Source organism: Bowmanella sp. JS7-9 (genome assembly GCF_004329715.1).
Classification (GTDB): Bacteria; Pseudomonadota; Gammaproteobacteria; order Enterobacterales; family Alteromonadaceae; genus Pseudobowmanella; species Pseudobowmanella zhangzhouensis.
Genome location: NZ_JXSY01000027.1, coordinates 1 through 22,709 on the forward strand (window position 1 = coordinate 1; position 22,709 = coordinate 22,709).

General features: G+C 50.8%; 19 protein-coding genes and 1 pseudogene. 2 read left to right on the forward strand and 18 right to left on the reverse strand.

What is annotated here, in order from left to right; translation table 11 throughout:
• The 12 genes and pseudogenes from TK45_RS15105 to TK45_RS15160 all read right to left on the reverse strand — a co-directional run.
• Positions 1-1,426, reverse strand: a pseudogene (locus TK45_RS15105) (PD40 domain-containing protein); the annotation flags it as partial.
• A gap of 107 nt (positions 1,427-1,533) precedes the next feature.
• On the reverse strand, positions 1,534-2,982 hold the full coding sequence (gene der / locus TK45_RS15110) for a ribosome biogenesis GTPase Der (RefSeq protein ID WP_131259683.1): 1,449 nt from the start codon (positions 2,980-2,982) through the stop codon (positions 1,534-1,536).
• 70 nt (positions 2,983-3,052) lie between these two features.
• Positions 3,053-4,267: an outer membrane protein assembly factor BamB gene (gene bamB / locus TK45_RS15115; protein WP_131259684.1), complete on the reverse strand. Its 1,215-nt coding sequence runs from the start codon at positions 4,265-4,267 to the stop codon at positions 3,053-3,055.
• A complete protein-coding gene (locus tag TK45_RS15120) occupies positions 4,264-4,890 on the reverse strand; it encodes a tetratricopeptide repeat protein (protein WP_131259685.1) in 627 nt (208 codons plus the stop codon). The genes bamB and TK45_RS15120 overlap by 4 nt, the downstream gene beginning before the upstream one ends.
• A gap of 7 nt (positions 4,891-4,897) precedes the next feature.
• Positions 4,898-6,169: a histidine--tRNA ligase gene (hisS, locus tag TK45_RS15125; protein WP_131259686.1), complete on the reverse strand. Its 1,272-nt coding sequence runs from the start codon at positions 6,167-6,169 to the stop codon at positions 4,898-4,900.
• Between the two features lie 80 nt (positions 6,170-6,249).
• On the reverse strand, positions 6,250-7,371 hold the full coding sequence (gene ispG / locus TK45_RS15130) for a flavodoxin-dependent (E)-4-hydroxy-3-methylbut-2-enyl-diphosphate synthase (protein ID WP_131259687.1): 1,122 nt from the start codon (positions 7,369-7,371) through the stop codon (positions 6,250-6,252).
• A gap of 2 nt (positions 7,372-7,373) precedes the next feature.
• A complete protein-coding gene (locus tag TK45_RS15135) occupies positions 7,374-8,255 on the reverse strand; it encodes a RodZ domain-containing protein (protein WP_131259688.1) in 882 nt (293 codons plus the stop codon).
• A gap of 6 nt (positions 8,256-8,261) precedes the next feature.
• A complete protein-coding gene (pilW, locus tag TK45_RS15140) occupies positions 8,262-9,299 on the reverse strand; it encodes a type IV pilus biogenesis/stability protein PilW (RefSeq protein ID WP_131259689.1) in 1,038 nt (345 codons plus the stop codon).
• A gap of 20 nt (positions 9,300-9,319) precedes the next feature.
• Positions 9,320-10,444 (reverse strand): bifunctional tRNA (adenosine(37)-C2)-methyltransferase TrmG/ribosomal RNA large subunit methyltransferase RlmN, encoded by a 1,125-nt coding sequence (locus TK45_RS15145; protein WP_131259690.1) that lies wholly within the window; start codon positions 10,442-10,444, stop codon positions 9,320-9,322.
• A gap of 137 nt (positions 10,445-10,581) precedes the next feature.
• Positions 10,582-11,013 (reverse strand): nucleoside-diphosphate kinase, encoded by a 432-nt coding sequence (gene ndk / locus TK45_RS15150; protein ID WP_131259691.1) that lies wholly within the window; start codon positions 11,011-11,013, stop codon positions 10,582-10,584.
• A gap of 166 nt (positions 11,014-11,179) precedes the next feature.
• Positions 11,180-12,562: a phosphomannomutase CpsG gene (locus TK45_RS15155; RefSeq protein WP_131259692.1), complete on the reverse strand. Its 1,383-nt coding sequence runs from the start codon at positions 12,560-12,562 to the stop codon at positions 11,180-11,182.
• 2 nt (positions 12,563-12,564) lie between these two features.
• Positions 12,565-13,965, reverse strand: coding sequence for a mannose-1-phosphate guanylyltransferase/mannose-6-phosphate isomerase (locus TK45_RS15160; RefSeq protein ID WP_131259693.1), 1,401 nt, complete (start codon positions 13,963-13,965; stop codon positions 12,565-12,567).
• 147 nt (positions 13,966-14,112) lie between these two features.
• On the opposite strand from TK45_RS15160, the gene TK45_RS15165 reads away from it, so the two are divergent.
• Positions 14,113-14,421, forward strand: a complete 309-nt coding sequence (locus TK45_RS15165; RefSeq protein ID WP_131259694.1) for a helix-hairpin-helix domain-containing protein — start codon at positions 14,113-14,115, stop codon at positions 14,419-14,421.
• A gap of 52 nt (positions 14,422-14,473) precedes the next feature.
• Here TK45_RS15165 and TK45_RS15170 read toward each other — a convergent pair whose 3' ends face one another.
• Both TK45_RS15170 and TK45_RS15175 read right to left on the reverse strand, forming a co-directional pair.
• The gene (locus TK45_RS15170; RefSeq protein ID WP_131259695.1) at positions 14,474-17,629 is read right to left on the reverse strand and encodes an efflux RND transporter permease subunit; all 3,156 of its coding nucleotides are present in this window, start codon (positions 17,627-17,629) and stop codon (positions 14,474-14,476) included.
• Positions 17,629-18,828 carry an efflux RND transporter periplasmic adaptor subunit gene (locus tag TK45_RS15175; RefSeq protein ID WP_131259696.1) on the reverse strand — a complete coding sequence of 400 codons (1,200 nt, stop codon included), beginning with the start codon at positions 18,826-18,828 and terminating at the stop codon, positions 17,629-17,631. The genes TK45_RS15170 and TK45_RS15175 overlap by 1 nt, the downstream gene beginning before the upstream one ends.
• Before the next feature lie 197 nt (positions 18,829-19,025).
• Here TK45_RS15175 and TK45_RS15180 point away from each other — a divergent pair, with 197 nt between their 5' ends.
• A complete protein-coding gene (locus tag TK45_RS15180; RefSeq protein WP_131259697.1) occupies positions 19,026-19,313 on the forward strand; it encodes a hypothetical protein in 288 nt (95 codons plus the stop codon).
• A gap of 41 nt (positions 19,314-19,354) precedes the next feature.
• Here TK45_RS15180 and TK45_RS15185 read toward each other — a convergent pair whose 3' ends face one another.
• From TK45_RS15185 to TK45_RS15200, 4 genes are all read right to left on the reverse strand, one after another.
• A complete protein-coding gene (locus tag TK45_RS15185; RefSeq protein WP_131259698.1) occupies positions 19,355-20,248 on the reverse strand; it encodes a hypothetical protein in 894 nt (297 codons plus the stop codon).
• A 3-nt stretch (positions 20,249-20,251) separates the two neighbouring features.
• Entirely contained in the window at positions 20,252-20,908 is a 657-nt protein-coding gene (locus TK45_RS15190) for a hypothetical protein (RefSeq protein WP_131259699.1), read from the reverse strand.
• Positions 20,898-21,446 carry an RNA polymerase sigma factor gene (locus tag TK45_RS15195; RefSeq protein WP_131259700.1) on the reverse strand — a complete coding sequence of 183 codons (549 nt, stop codon included), beginning with the start codon at positions 21,444-21,446 and terminating at the stop codon, positions 20,898-20,900. The genes TK45_RS15190 and TK45_RS15195 overlap by 11 nt, the downstream gene beginning before the upstream one ends.
• A gap of 134 nt (positions 21,447-21,580) precedes the next feature.
• Positions 21,581-22,486 carry a porin gene (locus TK45_RS15200; protein ID WP_254426639.1) on the reverse strand — a complete coding sequence of 302 codons (906 nt, stop codon included), beginning with the start codon at positions 22,484-22,486 and terminating at the stop codon, positions 21,581-21,583.
• Positions 22,487-22,709 lie beyond the last annotated feature (223 nt).

The window sequence follows — 22,709 nt, forward strand, 5'->3', positions numbered from 1 at the left end:
GCGGGGTAATGTAACCGCCGGTGACTTTTCGATACACCACGGTGTTGCCATCCGGTGAAAACACCGGTTCCACATACTTGCCCGGTGCACTTACCAGCTGCGTAGATTTACCGTTTTTTACTGAGGCGATATGCACCGCTCCCTGCTTATCATCCCGCCAACTGGTATACACCAGTTTCTTACCATCGCGGCTAAAGGATGGATATAACTCAAAGGCGTCGGTCTGTTTGGTTAAACGGCGCGGCTTATCACTGGCCAGATCGCGCAGCCAGATATACCCCAAGGCCTCGAACACCACTTGTTTACCATTTGGCGAAATCTGCACATTGCGCAGCATTTTTACCGGGAATTCGTCACTAAATACCTGCTGTGGAAAACGCAGTGCCTGATTGACCTTCTTGGTGGTCGCTACATGAAAAGGAATCACGCTGGCATTACCGGTTTGGGTATCTACCTTACGCAATTCACCACCAGCCCACAGCACGATATGACGATTATCCGGCAGCCACTCCATCGTGGGGTACACACCGTGAATCGCCCAGGTTTCCTGCATATCCCGCTCTAACTCGCCATAGATTTTGGTCTTTTTACCGCTGGCCAAATCATATAAATACAGGGTGCTTTGGAAATCGTCGCGGCTAATGTAGGCCAGCGTCTTTCCATCCGGGGACGGCGTTGGACGGATGGCACCACCTACGCCACTGATTAACACCTCTATATCGCCATTTTGGCGATCATAGCGCTTAATCTTATAGATCCCCTGCACGGAGTCCTTGGAGTAGTGAAAGGTTTTACCCGGGGTATCATCCTGGGAAAAATACACATATTGCCCGTCTGGCGAAAAGGCTGGTTCGCCGAGATCTTTCTGATCATTGGGCCGTGCGGTTAATTTAACGCCCGCGCCGCCGCTGCGGTGATACATCCATACTTCGCCTGCGCCTAACGAGCGGCCGCTGGTAAAGTGTTTGCGTGCCAGCAAGTACTCACCGTCCGGACTCCAGGCCGGGCTATTGAGCAATCGGAAGGTTTCTTCGGTCACGGCTTTGGCATCTGAGCCGTCGAGATTCATCACCCAGATATTGTCGCCGCCGCCCTGATCAGAGGTAAACGCAATCGTTTTGCCATCCGGGCTAAAGGTGGGTTGCATTTGCCACGCAATGTCATGGGTCAGCGCTTTGGCTTCACCGCCACTGATGGGCAGGGTGTAAATATCGCCAAGTAAATCGAATACCAGGGTCTTGCCGTCCGGACTGACGTCGACGTTCATCCAGGTACCCTTATTGGTGTCGATGTTAACGTCATACCACTGACCAGGTGGATTGTTTACATCCCAACCTGACTTTTCTTCGGATGTGGAGTCTTGTGCCATGACACTGTTGGCGGACAACAGCAACACGGCGCTTAGAATTTGCGGGAATTTTTTCATAAGGATCAGTCCTTTGACTAAAAACGGATCCAGCATACGCCAAGCAGATGAAAAAATCGTATAAAAAAACGCCGGAATACAGGGTTCCGGCGTTTAATGGGTTCGGCTTATTTGCCCTTCTTGTGGAACTTCAGCAAGCGGCTGCGCTTACGTTGCTGCGACAGGGTCAGCTCGTTCTTTTTGCCTTCAAACGGGTTCTTGCTCTCACGGAACTCAATTTTAATTGGCGTGCCCATCACATTCAGCGACTTGCGGAAATAGTTCATCAGGTAACGCTTGTAGCTATCTGGCAGATCATCAACCTGGTTACCGTGAATCACGATCACTGGCGGGTTGTATCCCCCTGCGTGAGCGTACTTCATTTTAACCCGACGACCACGTACCAGCGGCGGCTGGTGATCTACCTGGGCCATTTCCATAATGCGGGTCAGCATGGAAGTACCCACGCGGTTGGTAGCCGCCTGATAGGCCTCTTGCACAGACTCGAATAAATTACCGACGCCGGTGCCATGCAAAGCGGAGATAAAATGTAATCGGGCAAAATCAATAAAGCCCAAACGACGATCTAACTCACGTTTCAGGTCATCTTTAATGTCCTGTGTCAGGCCATCCCACTTGTTCACTGCCAGCACAATAGAGCGGCCGGCATTAAGCGCGAAGCCCACCAGTGTCAGATCCTGGTCGGAAATCCCTTCACGTGCATCCACCACCACCAACACCACGTTGGCTTCTTCGATGGCCTGCAGGGTTTTGATAACCGAAAACTTTTCGACCACGTCGTTGATCTTGCCACGGCGACGCACGCCGGCCGTGTCGATCAACACATACTCGCGGCCATCACGTTCCATAGGAATAAAAATACTGTCACGCGTGGTACCCGGCATGTCGAACACCACCACCCGCTCCTCACCTAAGATACGGTTAGTTAACGTTGATTTACCTACATTAGGGCGGCCGACAATCGCCAGCTTAATCGGCTGACTCTGCAAACGCTCTAACTGGGCGTCGGCATCTAACTCTTCCTCTTCCAGCGTTTTTTCCGGCACATGCATATCCGGGAATTCGTCTTCCAGCGGGTCGAGAACGGTGCGTAATAACTGTAAAACACCGCGACCATGGGCGGCAGCGATCTGGTGCACATCACCTAAACCCAGATCGTAAAATTCGGCGCTGGCGGAATCGCCGTCAATGCCATCAACCTTATTGGCCACCAGATAACAGGTTTTGCCTTTACCGCGCAGGTGCTGGGCAATCATCTCATCGGCTACCGTCAAACCGGCACGGGCGTCGAGCATAAACAACACCACATCCGCTTCGTCGATGGCAGCAATAGACTGGCCGGCCATCTCCATATCTATGCCCCGTTCATCGCCGCTGATCCCGCCGGTATCCACCACGATAAATTGCAGACCTTCATATTTGGCCTGCCCATACTTGCGATCCCGGGTTAAACCGGGGTAATCGGCAACCAGCGCATCGCGGGTACGGGTTAAGCGGTTAAACAGGGTTGATTTACCAACATTGGGACGACCAACCAGAGCAACAACAGGTAACATAGATTTTCCTAACTAAAACGGCCCGGATACTGCCGGGCCGTTGTGAATGCGTTATTTCGCAAGGCGCGTTTTACGGCGTTTCGACGGCGTAGACCTGACCGTCCCGGGTTTGAGTATAGAAAACATTTCCATCAACCACGGGCGCAGTGTAAATCCCTTCGTCCTCGTCATCACCACCTAGTGACAGACGCGCGACGATTTTACCATCAGTTTGGTTTAACCAGTGAACAAATCCCCACTTGTCACCCACCACCACATAATCAGCAACAGTTTGTGCCGCGGTCAGGCCGCGCTCACGCAAGCCAGACTGGCTCCACAGTTCGATGCCATTACGGCGATCCAGCGCATAAACAACACTGCTGGTATCCACTACAAACAGATTATTTCCGGCATAGCTCAATGATTGAAACGACGCGTACTCACGTTTCCACATGATGCGGCCAGAACGTAAGTCCAGCGCCGCCAGCGTACCGTCATAAGACACCACATAAACACTGCCGCCAATAATCAATGGCTTGGTGTCGATATCAGCGATACGGTCCAGTTCGGTCGCACCGGTCGGTGAGGCTACCGCCTGCTCCCATGCCAGCACGCCGTTTTCTGCCACTACCACAGCCAGTTTGCCGTTGGCGGTGCCGGTCAGCACGCCACCTGACGCCATCACCGGCGAAGATACACCACGTAGCGACAAGGGTGGCACTTCGGATTCAAAATCCCACTTTTGTTCACCACTGTCGGCATCCAGCGCCAGGGTGTGCCCTGAAGTGGTATTTACCACTACCAGACCACCATCCACAGCCGGCGTAGAAATCACTTCACCTTTAACATTCGCCTGCCAGGCGATTGAACCATCGGCCTGATTAAGGGCATACACGATGCCATCTTCGGTACCGATAAAAATTTTGTCGTAGGCGCTGGCAATACCGCCGGCGACTTTCGCTGTTGGATATTGCGCGTTAAACCAGTCCATCCAGCCCCAGTGGCGATCCTGATCTAACTGAACGCGCCACAGAGTTTTACCCGATTGTGGGTCAAAGGCACGCACCGCGCCATCACGGCTGGCCACAAACACTTTGCCGTAAGCCACGGCGGGGTGCAGATGAGAGAAATACTCCTCAACACCACCACCCACTGAAGCTTGCCACTTCACCGTTGGTTTAAATGCCATTTCAATCGGTTTCAGTTCACGGATCTTCAGCTCTTCTTCATCCGCAAACCAACCAGAAATTGTGCTACAGCCACCAAGCAGAGTGCTAGCCAGCAATAAGGTGGTTAATTTTTTCACTGGTTTTCACCTGCTACGGCCAGATTGTCCAGTTTAACCTGTACCAGGCTGCTAACACCGTCTAACTCCAGAGCTTCGGTATAGGCTGCACGTGCAGCATCAGTGTTACCAAGCTTCTGTTGGATATCGCCACTGATTTCCAGCGCACGGGCACGGTATTGATCCACATCCATCTTATTGATGGAGGCCAGGGCTTCGTCATGTTTGCCCAGTTCCACCTGCACACGGGCCAGACGCAATAACGCCAGGTTTTTCACCGCCGCCACTTCAGCATGAGCCACCACGTTAGTTAACTGCTTTTCTGCTTCGGCATAGTCTTTACTGACAATGGCATCGCTGGCTAATTGCAGCGCCGTCAGATTGGCGTAGGATTCACCTTCATTGGCTTTAACAAACTCAGCGCCCTTAGTGAATCCACCTTCCCCTTGCAGGGCATTCAGTGTGGTTTCATAGGCTGTTGAGGCGGCTTCCTGCGCTTCTATTTGCTGCTCATTGTAATAACGCCAGCCAAACAGGCCACCCAGTCCAATAGCACCGCCCAACAGGATGGCTATGCCATTTTCTTTCCAGAAATTTTTAATCGCTTCTATTTGTTGTTCTTCTGTTGCGTAGCGCTCTTCCATTTTTCCCTCACTGCTTTTTCAGTCGTTCAATCAGCTCTTCAACACTGACCGACACTTGTTGTTCTTGTACGCGTAAATCTTTCAGCCCTAACTGACCGGATTCTGCTTCCTGATCGCCGATTATTACGGCAAAACGTGCACCACTGACGTCGGCACGTTTCATTTGTTTTTTGAAATTACCACCACCGCAATGCATCAGCACGCGCAAACCGTCGATGCTATCGCGTAATTGTTCACACACCCGGGCGGCAAGGATTTCGGCCTGCTCACCCATTGCGGTGACGTACACATCGGCAGCTTGCGGCAATCGCGCCTGAATATCCATTTGTTCCAGGATCAGCACCAGTCGCTCCATGCCCAGCGCGAAGCCAACCGCTGGTGTGGCTTTACCACCGAGCTGCTCCACCAGACCATCGTATCGGCCACCGGCACAGACTGTGCCCTGTGCACCCAACGAGTTGGTGACCCACTCAAATACGGTACGGTTGTAGTAATCCAGACCACGCACCAAACGTGGATTAACCCGGTATGAGATACCCAAATCGGTCAAACGTTCACACAAACCTTTAAAATGTTGTGCCGAGTCGTCGTCCAGATAATCCAGCAGACTTGGCGCATCTGTGATAGCGGCCTGCACATCCGGGTTCTTACTGTCCAGCACACGCAGAGGATTGGTATACAAACGACGTTTGCAATCTTCATCCAGCTTATCGATGCGCGCTTCTAAATAGGTAACTAATGCGGCTTTGTAATTAGCCCGCGCTTCATTGGAGCCCAATGAGTTCAGTTCCAGCGTGACATCGCTGGCCATCCCCAACTGTTTCCACAGACGGGCGGTGAGCATAATCACTTCGGCATCGATATCCGGTCCCTGCAGACCAAACACTTCGACGCCAAACTGATGGAACTGACGATAACGGCCTTTTTGCGGGCGTTCATGGCGGAACATCGGTCCCATGTACCACAGGCGCTGCTGCTGGTTATATAACAAACCGTGCTGGTTACCGGCACGTACACAGCTGGCGGTGCCCTCCGGACGTAACGTCAGCGAGTCGCCGTTGCGATCGTCAAAGGTATACATTTCCTTTTCGACGATATCGGTCACTTCACCAATGGAACGCTTAAACAAATCGGTACTTTCCACAATCGGCATGCGGATTTCCTGATAACCATAACTGGCCACCAGTTGACGGATGGTGGATTCAAGATATTGCCATACCGGACTCTGGGTTGGCAGACAGTCATTCATACCGCGAATGGCCTGGATTTGTTTACTCACGTTGCGGGAACCTTACTTGCTAATCGGACGTTTGCAAAAGCTCGGCATTATAGGGCGTAACGCCCTAAATACCAACAATCTCAGTCTTCCAGCTGATTTACATTAATTCGGTTTTGTTCACTGAGCATGGCGGCTTTGGCCCGAATGCGTTTTTCCAGTTGATTAACCAGATCATCATTGGCCAGACGCTCCTTCTGGCGCACGCCGCCTTCATAAAAGCCACTCATATTACGTGCACCGGTCAGGCCGATATCAGACACCTCTGCTTCGCCGGGGCCATTCACCACACAGCCAATAATGGACACATCCATCGGAGTGAGAATGTCTTCCAAACGTTGTTCCAGCGCATTCACTGTACCAATCACATCAAATTCCTGACGTGAACAGCTAGGACAGGCAATAAAGTTGATGCCTCGAGAGCGAATGCGCAGGGATTTCAGAATATCGAAACCCACTTTGATTTCTTCCACCGGGTCGGCCGCCAGCGAGATACGGATGGTGTCACCAATACCATCAGCCAGCAACATACCAAGGCCTACGGCACTTTTCACTGCACCGGCGCGTGCGCCACCGGCTTCGGTGATCCCCAAATGAAGGGGTTGTTCAATCTGCTTTGCCAGCAGACGATAGGCACCTACCGCTAAAAATACATCGGATGCTTTGACACTGACCTTAAACTGATCGAAGTTGAGACGGTCGAGAATATCGACGTGACGCATGGCCGACTCAACCAACGCTTCCGGGGTCGGTTCCCCGTATTTTTCCTGCAGGTCACGCTCCAGCGAGCCACCGTTAACGCCGATGCGGATAGGAATATTCTTATCGCGCGCACAATCTACCACCGAGCGAATGCGTTGCTCGTTACCGATATTACCCGGGTTAATGCGCAGGCAGTCTACGCCATATTCCGCTACTTTAAGCGCAATGCGGTAGTCAAAGTGAATATCTGCCACCAGCGGAATATCCACCTGCTGACGAATATGTTTAAACGCCTCGGCAGCGTCCATGGTCGGCACAGAGACACGCACAATGTCCGCGCCCACTGCCTGAATACGCTTAATTTGCGCGACAGTCGCATCCACATCCACGGTTGGCGTGTTGGTCATCGACTGCACCGCAATAGGCGCGCCATCACCAACAGGCACATTCCCTACATAAATTCGTTTGGACGGGCGACGTTTAATCGGAGATTCAGCAAACATGATCAGTCCTGCAGGGGTAATTCAATTTTCGCAATTTGATTGGAGGGAAAGCGGCTCATATCCACTTCCGCGCCATCATAAGTAATGGTCACGCCATTGGGCGAACCCAGGGTAACCTGAAACGGTGGCTGACCGCGCACCGGCATTACACGGCCGGCTTTTTTCGTGCCATATGCAATCTTTTCACCGCTGGCATCCGTCATTTCCATCCAGCAATCGCTGGCAAAGGTAAATATCACCTCGACCGGTTCAATCGTGTCGTCCACCGACGCGTTCTGTTGCTGGCTATCATCCGGCATGGCAGCCGTAGACTCCAGCGTCGCTGAAGGTAACGCTACGGATTGCTGTGCCTCGTACTCGGCGTCATTTGTAATGAACTCATCAGCAGGTTGTTCGTTATCAAGTTGCTGAGGCTGGGAGACATCCTGCACTAATTCCATCACCGCTGGCGGTAACTCGTTTTGCACTGTCTCGTCACTTTGTTGCACCCACCACAACACCATCGAGCCGACTAACCCGGCCAGAATCGCATAGGACACCAGCATTAAACGGTTATCGTTGGTTTCATGGGTCACACGACGTGAAAAGCTTTGTAATTTGCTCGGCTCAGTTGGTTCAGTGTTGAACGCATCATAGGCGGCCAGCACCTCCTGCTCCGGCACGCGCACTTGGCGCGCATACACACGCAAATAGCCCCGGGTAAACGTCGGCGCGACGGTCGGACTATACAGGTCGTTTTCCAGATCCTGAATCTGCTGAGTTTTCAAATTCAGGCTTTTTGCTATGTCGGCCTGCGAGATGCCCAGTTGTTCACGGGCGGTTTTTAACAATGCACCGGGCGAGACCGGTGTTACAACTTGTTCAATTTCAGTTTCTTGAGTCATTTTTAATTATTGTTCTGGTGGGGTCAGGCGGATCACCTGACCTTGTTTAACTTCGCCACTGGCAGGCAAATTATTCCATTCGATCAACGACTGGAGGCGCACATTATATTTGAGTGAAATCCGGTACAGGTTTTCATTTTTACTGACAATATGGACGTTATTCTGTTGGCTTAGTTCCTGCGCCGCCGCATCTTCCGTGTCGTTGGTTTCAACGTCTGGTTGGGCTTGCTCTTTCGCCAGAATTTCAGTCAATGGCACAGGTTTGCGCTCGACAGGCTCTGCAGCAGCCTGCTTGAGGCTGTTCAGGTAGGCGCCTGCATTGGGATGCTGCGGGTACATCTGCACCAGCATATTTCCATAAGCCTGCGCTTTTTCGGCATTACCTAACCCCTGCTCTATCTGGGTGCGGAACCACAGAATATTCGCATTAACTGTGCCGACCTTCTCATATTGGGACAAGATGTCATCGGCTTCCTGCCAACGCTGTTGTTCCAGCAACAATTGAATCAACAAGGTGACACTTTTGCTACGGCCCGGTTCGTGTTTTAGGGCATTTTGCAGGTAATTAATCGCATCGGTTGGCTTACCGGCGTTTTGCGCACACAGCGCCAGATTTTCATAACTCTCTGCGACACGAATATAATTGGGGTTTTCGATGGCCCTAATAAAATAGGTCTGCGCGCCCTGATAATCCCCGGCCTGGCACAAATACGCACCAAAGCTATTGGCAATATCAGGATTGTTTGGCGCCAGCTGCATGGCTTTTTGATAGCTTTGGCGGGCGGCGATATCCTCACCCACCAACTGGTAGTAATAGCCCATGCTCAGGTGGCCATCAGCCATCTCAGGGGCAAACTGCAGGGCCTTGTCCAGATTGAACTTGGCTTGCTTGAAGTTACCATTTTTCAGGTAGGTCAGTCCCAGCGACAAGCGTGTTTTGGCCGCTTCCTGCGGGTCAAACCCTTGTTGATTTAACTGTGGTTGCTGAGTCTGCGTGGCACACCCTGCAACAAGTAACACACCTAAAGCCAGTAACTTGCGCATCCATCCGTTCCCTTTTTTCGTTATTGGGACATTTTTACTGAAATTGGCTCGCCCTTCATCTGTTTTTTCAACATTCGTTTGGTGCGGTCCACCACATCGCCCACTAACTGGCCACACGCTGCGTCAATATCATCGCCACGGGTTTTGCGCACTACCACGGTAAAACCGTATTCCATCAATACCTTAGCGAATCGATCGATACGAGAATTACTGGAGCAGGTATAAGGTGAGCCAGGATATGGATTAAATGGGATCAGGTTAATTTTGCTCGGCGTGTCTTTCAGCACTTTAGCCAGTTCATGGGCCTGATCGGTGCTGTCGTTGATATGACTTAACATCACATATTCGACCGTCACCTTGCCCTGATTAGCACGGGACTTTTCCAGATAGCGGCGCACGCCGGCCAGAAATTCTTCAATCGGGTATTTCTTATTAATCGGTACGATTTCATCACGCAGCGGGTTATTGGGGGCATGTAACGAAATAGCCAATGCCACGTCAATCTGATCACCCAGCATATCCAGTGCAGGTACCACACCAGAGGTACTCAAGGTCACGCGGCGTTTGGACAAACCAAAACCAAAGTCATCCAGCATAATGTCCATGGCTGGCACGACATTTTTCAGGTTCAGTAACGGCTCACCCATGCCCATCATCACCACGTTGGTGATCGGACGTTTGGCAGTGTCTTTTGACATACCAATGGTTTTCGCGACGCGCCAGACCTGACCGATAATTTCCGCCACCGATAAGTTGCGGTTGAAACCCTGCTGGGCGGTTGAACAGAACGTACATTCCAGTGCGCAGCCTACCTGCGAGGATACACACAAGGTGGCGCGATCGGTTTCCGGGATCCACACGGATTCCACTTCCTGTCCACCATCCAGCATCAGGGCAAATTTAATCGTCCCATCGGTCGCATTTTGCTGACGGGAGATCTCGGGCGCACGGATTTCACAGTTGGCCTCCAGCTTAGCGCGCAGCTCCTTATTGATGTTGGTCATCTCGGCAAAGGTGTCCACCCCTTGCTGATAGATCCATTTCATTACCTGGTCGGCACGAAACGGCTTCTCACCGATACTGGCGAAATATTCACGCAGCATGGTGCGGTTCATGTTCAATAAGTTTACTTTAGCTTGCGACATAGCTTCCTCTCTGGCTTAGCCCGACATTTTAACGTGTTTGGCGGCAAAGCCCAACTGGCAATAAGACCACGCGTGGGTGGCTTTTACTCACAAAAAAAGGAGCCGTTCGGCTCCTTTCCCTGGATTCGACGAGCGAATTAACGAGTACGTGGGCAAATTTCTTCGTCAGAGAAGAAGTATGCGATTTCACGTGCTGCAGATTCTGGTGCATCAGAACCGTGTACTGCGTTTTCATCGATAGACTCAGCGTAGTCTGCACGCAGTGTACCAGCCAGTGCGTCAGCAGGATTAGTTGCGCCCATGATTTCACGGTTTTTACGCACAGCGTTTTCACCTTCCAGAACCTGAACCATTACCGGGCCAGACGTCATGAAAGATACCAGTGCGCCGAAGAAAGGACGCTCTTTGTGTTCTGCGTAGAAGCCTTCTGCTTGCTCCTGACTCAGGTGAACCATTTTTGAAGCAACGATTTTCAGGCCAGCAGACTCGAAACGGTTGTAAATTGCACCGATAACATTTTTCGCCACTGCGTCAGGCTTGATGATTGAAAAAGTACGCTCTAAAGCCATGTGATAGCTCCCGTAAAATTAGGTTTAAAAAAATTTGGCGGATTATACGCAATGGCACCACGAAACACTACTTTTTGCCGGATAAATCATTAAAAAAACCGCGTTTAGCCGAATAAAAACAAAAAAGCCGGTAAAAATACCGGCTTTGTGTAGTAAACAGACTCAATTATTGGCGTAACAGCGTGAGCAATTCTTCTAATCTCAGCGCAACCAATGCCTGATCGCCGGCACTTTCCACATTTAAGCGCACCACAGGCTCGGTATTTGAGCTGCGCAGGTTAAAACGCCATTTTCCGTCCGGACCATCGAATTCCATGCCGATACCGTCGGTTTCATCAATTTTGCTGGCTTGTGGGGCATAGGCTGCACGCACCCGTTCGATAGCACTTTTAGGGTCGGTCAGCTTGGAATTCACCTCGCCAGAGCTGGGGAAACGGGTAATCCGATCCGCCACCATAGACGACAGCGACTGGTTTTTAACGCACATTAACTCGGCCACCAGTAACCATGGGATCATCCCGCTGTCACAGTATGCAAAGTCGCGAAAATAATGGTGGGCACTCATCTCGCCGCCGTACACCGCATCTTCGGCGCGCATGCGCTCTTTAATAAAGGCATGGCCGGTTTTTGACATCACCGGTACCCCACCATTGTTTTCAATCATCTCAACCGTGTTCCAGTATACGCGCGGATCGAAGATGATCTTGGCGCCCGGCTGGTGTTGTAAAAACGCTTCCGCCAACAGGCCCACGATATAATAGCCTTCGATGAATTCGCCATTTTCATCAAACAGGAAACAGCGGTCGAAATCACCATCCCAGGCAATGCCCATATGCGCGTTATGCGCTCTGACCGCTTGCGCGGTATCAGCGCGATTCTCTGGCAATAATGGATTGGGGATGCCATTGGGAAACGTCGGATCAGGCTGGTGATGCACTTTAATAAACTCGACCGGCACATTCAGCGCGGCAAACTGGCGTTCAATTTCATCCACCACGTGACCCGCTGCGCCATTGCCGGAATTGACCACCAGCTTCATGGGCTTGAGGTTGACCGGTTTAATATAGGTCAGCAGATGCGCCACATAGTCTGACAGCACATCAACTTGTCGGAGCGAGCCTTTGCGACTTATCGGCTGATTCAACCAGGGCTGCTGTTCAGCCAGCAGCTTGATGTCATTCAAGCCTGTATCACCCGAGATAGGTTTACTGTGCTCACGCACCAGTTTCATGCCGTTGTAATCGATAGGATTGTGCGACGCAGTCACTTCGATGCCACCATCGACATGTAAATGCGAGGTAGCGAAATAAATCTCTTCGGTACCAGCCAGGCCGATATCCAGCACATCGACCCCGGCATCCATCAGGCCGTTAGCTACCGCTAGCTTTAAGGCTTCGCTGGTTGCACGGGCATCACCACCGACCACGACCTGTTTTGGTTGTAAATGTTCACCAAACGCACGGCCAATGCGGTATGCCACGTCTTCATTCAGTTGCGTCCCCAGTTGGCCACGAATGTCATAGGCTTTAAAGCAGCTTAATTCCTGCATGCTTAGTCCCTTCCCTGCTGATTAAAACGCACTACATCATCCTCACTCAGATAACCACCTGAATGGACTTCGATGACTTTCAGATCCACTTTGCCGACATTTTCAATGCTGTGAGCCACCCCCAGTGGGATATAAGTAGACTGGTTTTCCGTCAATACCTGCTCATTATCCCCCACCACCACCTTGGCGGTGCCAGAGACAACTACCCAATGCTCAGCGCGGTGATAGTGCATCTGCTTGGCAATTTTAGCGCCGGGTTTGATGGTGACATTGCGCACCTGATAACGCTCACCTTTATCGATGGCATCCATGCGCCCCCACGGGCGATAAACTTCGCGGTGATCGGCCAGTTCTTCGCGTCCTTCCAGTGGGGTGAGGATCTTTTTAATATCCTGCACCTGATCTTTCGCAGCCACCAGTAAGGCATCTTTGGTGTCGACAATCACCATATCCTGCAAACCTACCGTGGCGATCAAACGATTGGCACCATGGATCAGGGTGTTGTGGGTATTAAAGGTCACCACATCCCCGTGAAAGGCATTACCCTGATCGTCTTTATTATCGATATCCCAAATCGCTGACCAGGAGCCTACATCACTCCATCCTGCATCTAAGGTGACCATCGCGGCTTCGGTGGTGCGTTCCATTATCGCGTAATCGACCGAGTCGGATGGCGAGCGTTCAAATGCGGCTTTGTCTACGCGGATAAAGTCCAGATCACTCTGATTGCCGGCATAAGCCTCTGCACAGGCTTGATACATATCAGGGGCAAATTGCTGTAATGCCTGTAAATACTGGCTGGCGCTGAACATAAACATGCCACTGTTCCAGCAGTAATCGCCGCTGGCAAGATAGGCAGTGGCGGTGTCCACATCCGGTTTTTCTACAAACTGTGCCACTTCGAAGCCAGCGTCAGCGAGCGCGTTACCCGCTTTGATGTAGCCATAGCCGGTTTCAGGATGCGTCGGCACAATACCGAAGGTGGTCAGTTTGCCCGATTGCGCCAAGGTCAAGGCACGGGCAACCGACGCTTCAAATGCAGCGACATCTTCAATCACGTGATCTGCCGCCATCACCAACAACAGTCCGTCGCCCTGACGCGCCTGCACATCCAGTGCAGCTAATGCAATGGCAGGGGCAGTATTGCGCCCGGCGGGTTCCAGAATAATACGACTATCGCTGCGACCTAATTCTCGCAGTTGCTCCGCAATCAAAAATCGATGGTTTTCGTTACCAATAATCACCGCGGTATCGGTATCCAGCCCATCGGTGCGCAGCAGGGTTTCCTGCAGCAAACTGTACTTTGAGTTCAATCGTAGAAATTGTTTTGGATATTGGCTGCGCGACAAAGGCCACAATCTGGTACCTGAGCCCCCTGCCATAACCACCGGCGTTATTTTCATGTTGTTTTACCTTTCCATCGGTTTGCGCCGATTCTACCGTTTTTTTAATGATGTCCAAATGCTAATAGGGTAAAACCTTAGCACTGAACTAAAATAGAGATCCCGCAGGAGTGATTTACGGGTCCATCAATTACCAAGGAGGAAGTAATGAAAAAGTCGATTTTATCTGCCTTAATCCTGACTGCCGCACTGACCACTAACGCCTATGCTGTTGTGCAAGACAAGCAAGCTGGCAAAGCGATGGCCATGCCCCAGCAACAGTTGCAGATGGTCAATATTAATACGGCCACTGAAGAGCAGCTGGCTGCTTTACCCGGCATAGGCAAAAAGAAAGCCGCCGCCATTGTGGCCTATCGCAACGAGCACGGCGCATTTAAGTCCGTCGATGAGTTGCAAAATGTCAGTGGCGTTGGCAAAGCATCGATGAAAGCGTTAGAAGGAAAAATAGGCATTTAACGCTGTCCAACAAAAAGCCCCGCATAGCGGGGCTTTTTTTACATCAAAGGCCTTATTTCATCACGACCGGCTGAACCTCAGCATTAACACTGGCCGATTTCTTGCCGCGGAAGGTCTTTTTAATGTCCGCCAGCATCATGTACAACGCCGGGATCAGGAACAGCGTAATCACTGTTGCAAACAAGATACCGAACGCCAGTGAGATAGCCATTGGAATAACCGCCTGTGCTTGCAAGCTCTTCTCAAACAACACGATAGGTGCTAAGCCCATAAAGGTCGTCAGAGACGTCAGGATAATAGGGCGGAATCGCTCCGCACCCGATTGCATCACCGCATCGAGCAATGACAAGCCTTCTTCCCGCGCACGGTTAACAAAGTCGACCAGAATCAGGCTGTCGTTTACCACCACCCCAGTCAACGCAATGATGCCGCAGAATGACAGCACACTGACCGGATGCCCCAGCAACAGGTGGCCAAAGATCGCACCGACCATGCCAAATGGGATCACCGACATAATAATCAGTGGCTGGCTATAGGATTTCAGTGGGATCGCCAACAGGGCATAAATTGCAAACAGCGCGAAGCCAAATCCTTTGAGTAAACCAATACCGGCTTCCTGTTGCTCGCGGGAGTTACCCTCCAGCTTGACTTCTACGCTGGGATAGCGCGCCAGTAAATCCGGGACAAATTCTTTGCTAACCGTATTAGCCACTTCATTAGCATCGATTTTATTTTTATCCGCTTTGGCGGTAATGGTGATGGAACGCTGACCATTGCTGCGGATAATTGCACCATAGCCTTCCGCCAGCTCGATATCTGCCACCTCAGAGAAGGGTACTTCATCCCCATTAGGCGTGCGTATCCGCATGGTTTCAAGATTACCAATCGAGGAGCGCTCGGCTTTTGGATAGCGCACCATGACTTTCACTTCTTCGTCACCACGCTGGATACGTTGCGCCTCGGCGCCATAAAATCCATAGCGTACCTGACGTGCCAATGCATCCAGACTTAATCCCAGCACCTCGGCCTGTGGCTTAATCTTAAGACGGATCTCGTCACTACCGCCGGCAAAGCTGTCATTCACATCTGCCACCCCATCAAAGGTAGCTAAATGGGCTTTCAGTTCGTCGGCAGCCTGTTTCAGTTCATCCAGATTTTCGCTGGTAAACTGGAAGGAAATGTCGGCACCACCGCCCGGACCACCCGCAGAGCCAATGTTGACGGTTTTGACGCCAGGTAACTCAGGTAATTGTTTACGCCACTGCTCGGCAATACCGTCGGTATTTATTTCGCGCGTTTCGCCTTTGGTTAATTCGATAAAGATCGCGCCACCTGTGGTGCCCTGATCAAAGGCAACAGAGTGCTTAATCACGCCCTCGCCGTATTGCTCGGCGATTTCCTGATCCATGCGATACATGGCTTGCAGCAGTTCATCCAGCGCTTTATCCCGCTGATTAATGGACGAACCCGGCTGCAACTCAACCGATGCACGCATAAAGTCGCTGGGAATATCCGGGAAGAAGCGGAACTGCACGAAACCACCACCAAACAAACCGATGGTGAGCAATACCGCAGCAATAAATGACGCAAACGTGGTCATGCGATTGCGTAAACATGCAGCCAACGCTGGTTGATAATATTTAGCGATAAAGACTTTGATCCCTTCGCTGAAGATGTCGCGGAACTTCTGCAGGCTATTGGCCTTGGCTGGATCATACGGTTCATCGCGCATGTGCACTAAGTGCGCAGGCAGGATCAGCTTGGATTCAATCAGCGAGAAGATCAGACACAGAATCACCACCCAGGCGATGGTTTTCCACAAGATTGCAAACGGACCGGTCACCATCAGCATAGGCACGAACGCTGCAATCGTGGTCAACACGCCAAACGTAGCCGGCATAGACACTCGCTTAACGCCGGCAATCACCGCATCGGTACTGTGTCCCTTGCGGCCGATCTCGGAATAGGCGGATTCACCCATAATAATCGCATCGTCAACCACAATCCCCAGCACCAGGATAAACCCAAACAAGCTGATCATGTTGATAGACAAGCCGAACATATCCATCGGCATCAGGAACAGCGTACCGAGGAAACACACCGGCAGGCCCATCATTACCCAAAACGCCAGGCGGATTTTCAAGAACAAGGATAACACCAGGAAAACCAGCACCGCCCCCTGCGCCATGTTCCACAGCATCATATTCAGACGGCCTGCCAAATAGTAGGAACTGTCGCCCCAGCTATCCAACTTCAGGTGTTCCGGTACCGAATCAGCCTTTTTCTTGAGGTAAGCATTAACTTCTTTGGAAATCTCCAACGCGTTTTGATCGCCGACCGCCTGCACACGTAAGTTGACCGCAGGCTTGCCGTTGAACAACGCAAAGTTGTCATCTTCCACAAAGCCATCACGCACAGTAGCGATGTCGCCAAGTTTCAGGCGGGTACCATCAGGACGCGTTAACAGTACAAGCTGCTCAAAGTCCTGACGGTTATATGCCTGTCCTTTGGCACGCAGCAAAATATCGCCGTTCTTAGAACGAATAGACCCACCCGGGATATCGATGGAAGAACGACGCACCGCACGCACCATCTCATCAAACGTCAGGTTATATTCCTGCAGACGCGACTCAGAGATCTCAATTGATACTTCGTAATCACGGATGCCCACCACCTGTACCTGAGAGATACCATGTAAATTGGCAATCTCATCACGCACGGACTTGGCATATTCTTTCAGTTCACGCTCAGTGGCTTCCCCATAGACTGCCACCCACAGCACGTCCTGAGTCATTTTCTGGCGGTATACCACCGGCTTTTCGGTGTTTTCCGGCATGGTGGGAATTGCATCCACCTGTACCTTCACTTCATCCAGCAACAACTGTGGATCATAGTCGTCCTCGACTTCGATCATCACCGTTGCCATACCTTCACGCGCGGTAGAGGTGATGCGCTTGATGCCTTCGAGGTTTTCTATCGCTTCTTCAATCTTAAGAACAACACCCTCCTCCACTTCCTGTGGCGCCGCGCCTAAATAAGGGACACGGATCATGATGTTGTTCAGTTCAAATGTGGGAAATACCTGTTTGTGAATACTGAATGCGGCAAACACACCGCCCACCAGCAATATCCACATCAACAGGTTGGCCGCCACGCTATTGCGGGCAAACCAGGCAATCATGCCCTTATGGGTGTCGATATGATGCATCAGTTGACTCCCTTACTGGCCAGTTCAACCTGTTCTTCATTGTCATCTTTTACTTTATCTGACGGCAGGCGCAGTGCCATGCCATCCACAGCGTTTGGTACAGCCGAGGTAATAATCAGTTCACCCGGTTGCACGCCGCTGCTGATATAAGCGTTGTCTTCATCGCTGCGCAGAATATCGACTTCGCGAATCATCAGCTTACGGGTAGCATCCGTCACCAAAAGCGTTCCGTCCATACGCACCACATGACGCGGCACCACCACCACGTCCTGCGCAGCACTACCGGTAATAGTGGCATTGACAAAACGGCCGAATTGAATCGGGGTTTGCTGTGTTTGCTCGTTGCGGGCATAAGGGTCTCTAAGTTCAGCTACCACATAGATTACACGGCTAGACTGATCGACCACGCCTTCATTGCGCACCAGTTCAGCCTGCCATTGATGAGCTTTTCCAGCCACACGCGCAGTCAGAGTGACGGGAATTGACTGACCTTCACTGCGCTGCTGTAAATAGGCCAATTCATTATCACTCAGTGGCAAACGCACTTCCGCGATATCTGTTGCATACAACACACCCATTTGGCTGCCCATGCCAACAAACTGACCGATGTCGACATTTTTACTTTTCACCAGGCCATCAAACGGCGCGCGAATAGTGGTACGTTCCAGATTGCGTTGGGCACGCTCATATTGCGCCTTGGCAGCGCGCAGGTTTGCCTGCGCTGTGGCCAGTTGCGGCTTACGTAAACCCAGTTCAGGCGCTACCGAGGATTTAACCGTTTTCCATTCTTCTGCGGCAACTTTGCCGCGGGCGATTTCTTCCTGCAGCGCGGCTTCAACCCTCGCCAGTTCAGCTTCAGCCAGTTTAAGGTCGGTGATGTAATCTGCTTGTTCTAGCTGTACCAGCACATCGCCTTGCTTGAAAAAACCGCCTTCAATAAATTGTGGTGCAACTTCCAATACCCGCGCACTCACCTGCGAAACCAGATTGGTTTCAACTTTTGGTAACAGCGTCCCTTGCGATGGCACGACAAACTGCACATCACGCTTTTCTACCAGCATGGTATTCACCAAAAAGCCTTTGTCGGGCTCGGATTTCTTCTCTGGTGGCTGTTTCGACATAATCATAATGGCCATCACCGCGATGGCGCCTAGCAATATCAAAACAGGGAGTGCAACTTTTAGCGGGTTCGATTTCATAACGACTTCAAAATTCAGGCAAAAATGGACAGGCTAAGTGTACGGATTCACAACGCAAATTGCGCGCTTCAATCTGTTAAATTTTGTGTCTGCGCCAACATAGTTATCTATTTATATACGCAGGTATTTATTCAGCGACTTTTATGACTGGTTAAATTACGTACTATCACGCTATCTGAATTTGGAAGTGAGTAAAAATGATGCGTAATAAAGTTTTGATGCTTTGTTTAGTTGCAGCTGGATTTACCAGTGCTGCGCAGGCGTCGCCGTTACAGTCAAATTGCATGACAACACTCCCAACCGCAGCCAAATTGTCCACGCGCGGCGTAACACCTGAAGTGTCACACACGCTCGCTACTCAGAATAATCATGTTTTGTGTCATGAAGTCCCCAAGGCCCTGTTGGCAAAGCTCGCAGAAGCCAAACCGGTGAACTTACAATCTGAGTCGACACGGCAAGCATTGATTGTCCGAAACGGAAAATAAAAAACGCGCCAAGGCGCGTTTTTTTTATTATCTGTGTTAAATCAGAACGCGTAATGCTGTGACTTACTGAGTAAATCCTGCGGTTTGATCTTTCCGCCCACACAGGCCATCACATCCGCATTTTTGAACACATAGATCAGATCCTGATTATTTTTGCTGCCCACATCGCCCAGGTTGTTCAATACAAAGCTGATATGCTCGGCGCTGTCCATTGACTTTAATCCGGCACCATACTTACACAGTACGTCTGTCACTGTGCTTTCAAACTGCCCCATGTAAGCTTTGTATTGTTTTTGCCACTCGGCTTGCTGCTCCTCGGCTTTTTTTGCCTGCTCTTTGGCAATTTGCGCCGAGCGTTGTTCAACCTCGGCCTGTTTGCGTTTTAGCTCGGCCAGTTCCTTATCCAGTTGAGCCAATTCCTTTTTAATCTCGGTGCTGCGCTCTTTATCTGCATGACGCGATTCAAACTCCAGGTCACGCTTACGTCGCTCGTAATCACGTAACTCCCAGTTGATTTCACGCTGGTCATCACGCAATTCAGACATGTGTTCACGCACCTGCTCCAACGCTTCGCGCGCATGTTCCATGGCATCACTGTAGAGATCTGCAAACTCGTCCGGATCCAATACCTCATCTCCGTTGATAATAATGTTTGGTATTGCAGGTGCTACGGGCATAGGCGGCGCTGGAATGCGTAAGCCGCGACCTGCCATATTTGACTCCAGGCTAAATACTACGCCCTGATCCGCCAGATACTTATAATCCAGACTGCGATAGCGAATGCCGTCCCGGCTGGTGTTGTCTTTTAATGCCGTATGCAAAATGTTGCTCATGATCTTCAGATCTTTGGTCAGCTGCGCTGTATCAGTTTTTGCCGCTGCATTCATTGCCAACGCGCTACCTACTAATATTCCCATTGCATGTTTGAATTTCATTGTTTACTCCTGATATTCAAGGTTATCTGTGGCGCGACCGTTTCTGCGCGGCGTATCGCTTACTTTGTCCTGCAGTGCATTGATTTGTCTGGCGTAATACACCTGGTCGTCACTGCGCTGTTGATTCACAAACCGAATAAACTCAGCAAAATCTTCACGTCGTTCCTGGCGGCTGCTGGTCAGCAGGTAATTGGTTAATTCGGCATTATTCAATTTCTGCCGTTCGACGAGTTTGTCGACGGTATCAGCCAGCGCCAGTTGCTGAGTCTGCTGATAGGCATCGAGGCGGGCATTCACTTCCGCAAGAATTCGCTGTTCATCGCTACCAAAACGCATAGTCAGTTGGCCATCGGTGGCACTGAGCTGCACATTAAATACCACCAGCATGACGGCCATAACCGACATCGCCATCGACGACACGGGTAACCAGGCGCCCTGCCACCAGGGTATTGTGGCCTGAATCACAAAAGACTCTTTGGGATCCCAGCGTGGCATAGCCATTTGCGTGTATTCTGCAGCGTCAGCGGCGTAATAGTTGGCGGCAGCAACGCGGGCTGCGAACGCCTCATCCTGTATACACAGTTGCTCAAATTCGTGTCGTTGTTGCTCGTCCAGGGCATTATCCAGCCACAAGGCGAACAAGGTTTCTTTATGCTGCATCTTGCGCCTCCAGAATCAGTTTCAATTTGTCCAACGCGGCATATAACCGGGATTTAACTGTGTTGGCCGACACGCCCAGCTGCGAGGCAATCTCATCGCAGGTGAACTGGCCATAAAATTTCAATTCCACCACTGCTTTTTGTGCCAGCGGTAACTGCTGCATCGCGCCTGCCAGGTGCTCGCCCTGACGTTGGCTAAACAACACAATATCCGGGTCATGCTGGCTTTCTTGCGCCACCTCTGGCTCATCATCGATACTCTGCAGCGGTTTCTTGCGGCGGTAATATTCCACCACCCGAAAATGTGCGATGCGAAACAGCCAGGCTTTAAATTCGCCATCACCACGATAGGTGGCCAGGTTGCGGCACACCGCCATAAAGATGTCCTGCATCAAATCCTGCGCGTCATCATGACGACTGCACATCCGCAGAGCGTAGTGATATATCGCCTTGTCATAGCGCCGCACCAGCTTGGTCCATGCACCTGCATGCCCTGCCAATGCCTTGCTAATTAATTTTTCATCCGTTTGCTCAAACACCCTGACGCCCCGAATTGGTGGTCTATTTGCTTTGCTTGTGAATAAAGTCGCGAGACGGGATTAAATAGTTTGAAAAAAATTTAAAAAAGTTTCGCCCATAAAAAAACCCGGTCTTAGACCGGGTTTTTACACTATCAGAATTTGTGTTCAATACCGACTGCTAACCAACTGCGGTCAACACTGGCATCGTAATCGCGGTCAGTGTACCAGGCGAATAATTTGGTTTTATCACCCAGTTTATAATCCGCCCCCAAGGATACAGACTGGTCATCCTCTAATGTCTGCAGCTGTGCCTTGTAGGTGACTTTACCCATTTTGTAGCCGGCAGACACCATTGCGCCATTCTTAGAGGTACCGCCCTCTGACGGCTCCTGACGTTGTACGCTGGCACCTAAGGTCCATGCTTCCAGCTTGGTTTGCACGGTGGCACGAGTAGTGTCATAACCATTGATATCTTTGTCGGTGGCAACGGAGGCAAACCAGTTGCTCTTTTTCAGGCTCTTGTCACCGTAGAAGACTGCCGCTGAGATACCGTCTTCACCTTCGGTGCTGCCTGCGGCCACATAGGTAATGCCAAACGAAAACTTATCAAACGCCGGGGTCACATAAGTAACCGTGTTACTCAGGCGGTTCTCACCTTTCCACAAACCTTTTAAGTCGGCTTCGTAGTCATTAAATAAATCCACACCGCCCTGAGATTGTTTCAGCATGGTATCGTTACGGCCCAGTAACACAGTACCGAAATCACCTTTCAGGCCCAGGTATTGGTTACGTGATTTGATATTGTCCGAACCACCCAGGTCCGCCACATCCACCTGCCATTCAAGGGTGTAAACTACCTGCAGACCATCTTCCAGGGCATAGTCGCCTTTAATTCCGAAGCGCGAATTATTGCTTTTCAATTCCGTGAAAGAACCATCACCCTCATCGCTGGACTGCGCGGTCACATTGATTTTGCCATACACGGTCAGTGGATCAGCAACCGCACCTGTTGAAATCAGACCGGTCATTAGTAATGAAGCTAAAGTTACATTCTTCACAATTTGCACCTTTTGTTTGGCCCTTGGCCGTTTAAACCTGAAAAGTATGTCAGATATTGCCTACTTTTCAATTTTATGACTATTTGATAAAACACGTAAACAATTGTATTTATTGGGTTTTATCTAAAAATTTATTGTTTTACGAACCCATCAAACGCCATTCGTGACATTTTTTTTGCACTTTTATGACAATCGAAAATGAGCCCAAAAAAAGGGCTGTTTC

Coding starts and splice junctions, on each gene's coding strand:
- der (WP_131259683.1), bottom strand. CDS start 2,982: ATGTTACCTGTTGTTGCTCTGGTTGGTCGTCCCAATGTTGGTAAATCA.
- TK45_RS15120 (WP_131259685.1), bottom strand. CDS start 4,890: ATGGAAGAGCGCTACGCAACAGAAGAACAACAAATAGAAGCGATTAAA.
- ispG (WP_131259687.1), bottom strand. CDS start 7,371: ATGTTTGCTGAATCTCCGATTAAACGTCGCCCGTCCAAACGAATTTAT.
- TK45_RS15135 (WP_131259688.1), bottom strand. CDS start 8,255: ATGACTCAAGAAACTGAAATTGAACAAGTTGTAACACCGGTCTCGCCC.
- pilW (WP_131259689.1), bottom strand. CDS start 9,299: ATGCGCAAGTTACTGGCTTTAGGTGTGTTACTTGTTGCAGGGTGTGCC.
- TK45_RS15145 (WP_131259690.1), bottom strand. CDS start 10,444: ATGTCGCAAGCTAAAGTAAACTTATTGAACATGAACCGCACCATGCTG.
- ndk (WP_131259691.1), bottom strand. CDS start 11,013: ATGGCTTTAGAGCGTACTTTTTCAATCATCAAGCCTGACGCAGTGGCG.
- TK45_RS15155 (WP_131259692.1), bottom strand. CDS start 12,562: ATGCAGGAATTAAGCTGCTTTAAAGCCTATGACATTCGTGGCCAACTG.
- TK45_RS15160 (WP_131259693.1), bottom strand. CDS start 13,965: ATGAAAATAACGCCGGTGGTTATGGCAGGGGGCTCAGGTACCAGATTG.
- TK45_RS15165 (WP_131259694.1), top strand. CDS start 14,113: ATGAAAAAGTCGATTTTATCTGCCTTAATCCTGACTGCCGCACTGACC.
- TK45_RS15170 (WP_131259695.1), bottom strand. CDS start 17,629: ATGCATCATATCGACACCCATAAGGGCATGATTGCCTGGTTTGCCCGC.
- TK45_RS15175 (WP_131259696.1), bottom strand. CDS start 18,828: ATGAAATCGAACCCGCTAAAAGTTGCACTCCCTGTTTTGATATTGCTA.
- TK45_RS15180 (WP_131259697.1), top strand. CDS start 19,026: ATGATGCGTAATAAAGTTTTGATGCTTTGTTTAGTTGCAGCTGGATTT.
- TK45_RS15185 (WP_131259698.1), bottom strand. CDS start 20,248: ATGAAATTCAAACATGCAATGGGAATATTAGTAGGTAGCGCGTTGGCA.
- TK45_RS15190 (WP_131259699.1), bottom strand. CDS start 20,908: ATGCAGCATAAAGAAACCTTGTTCGCCTTGTGGCTGGATAATGCCCTG.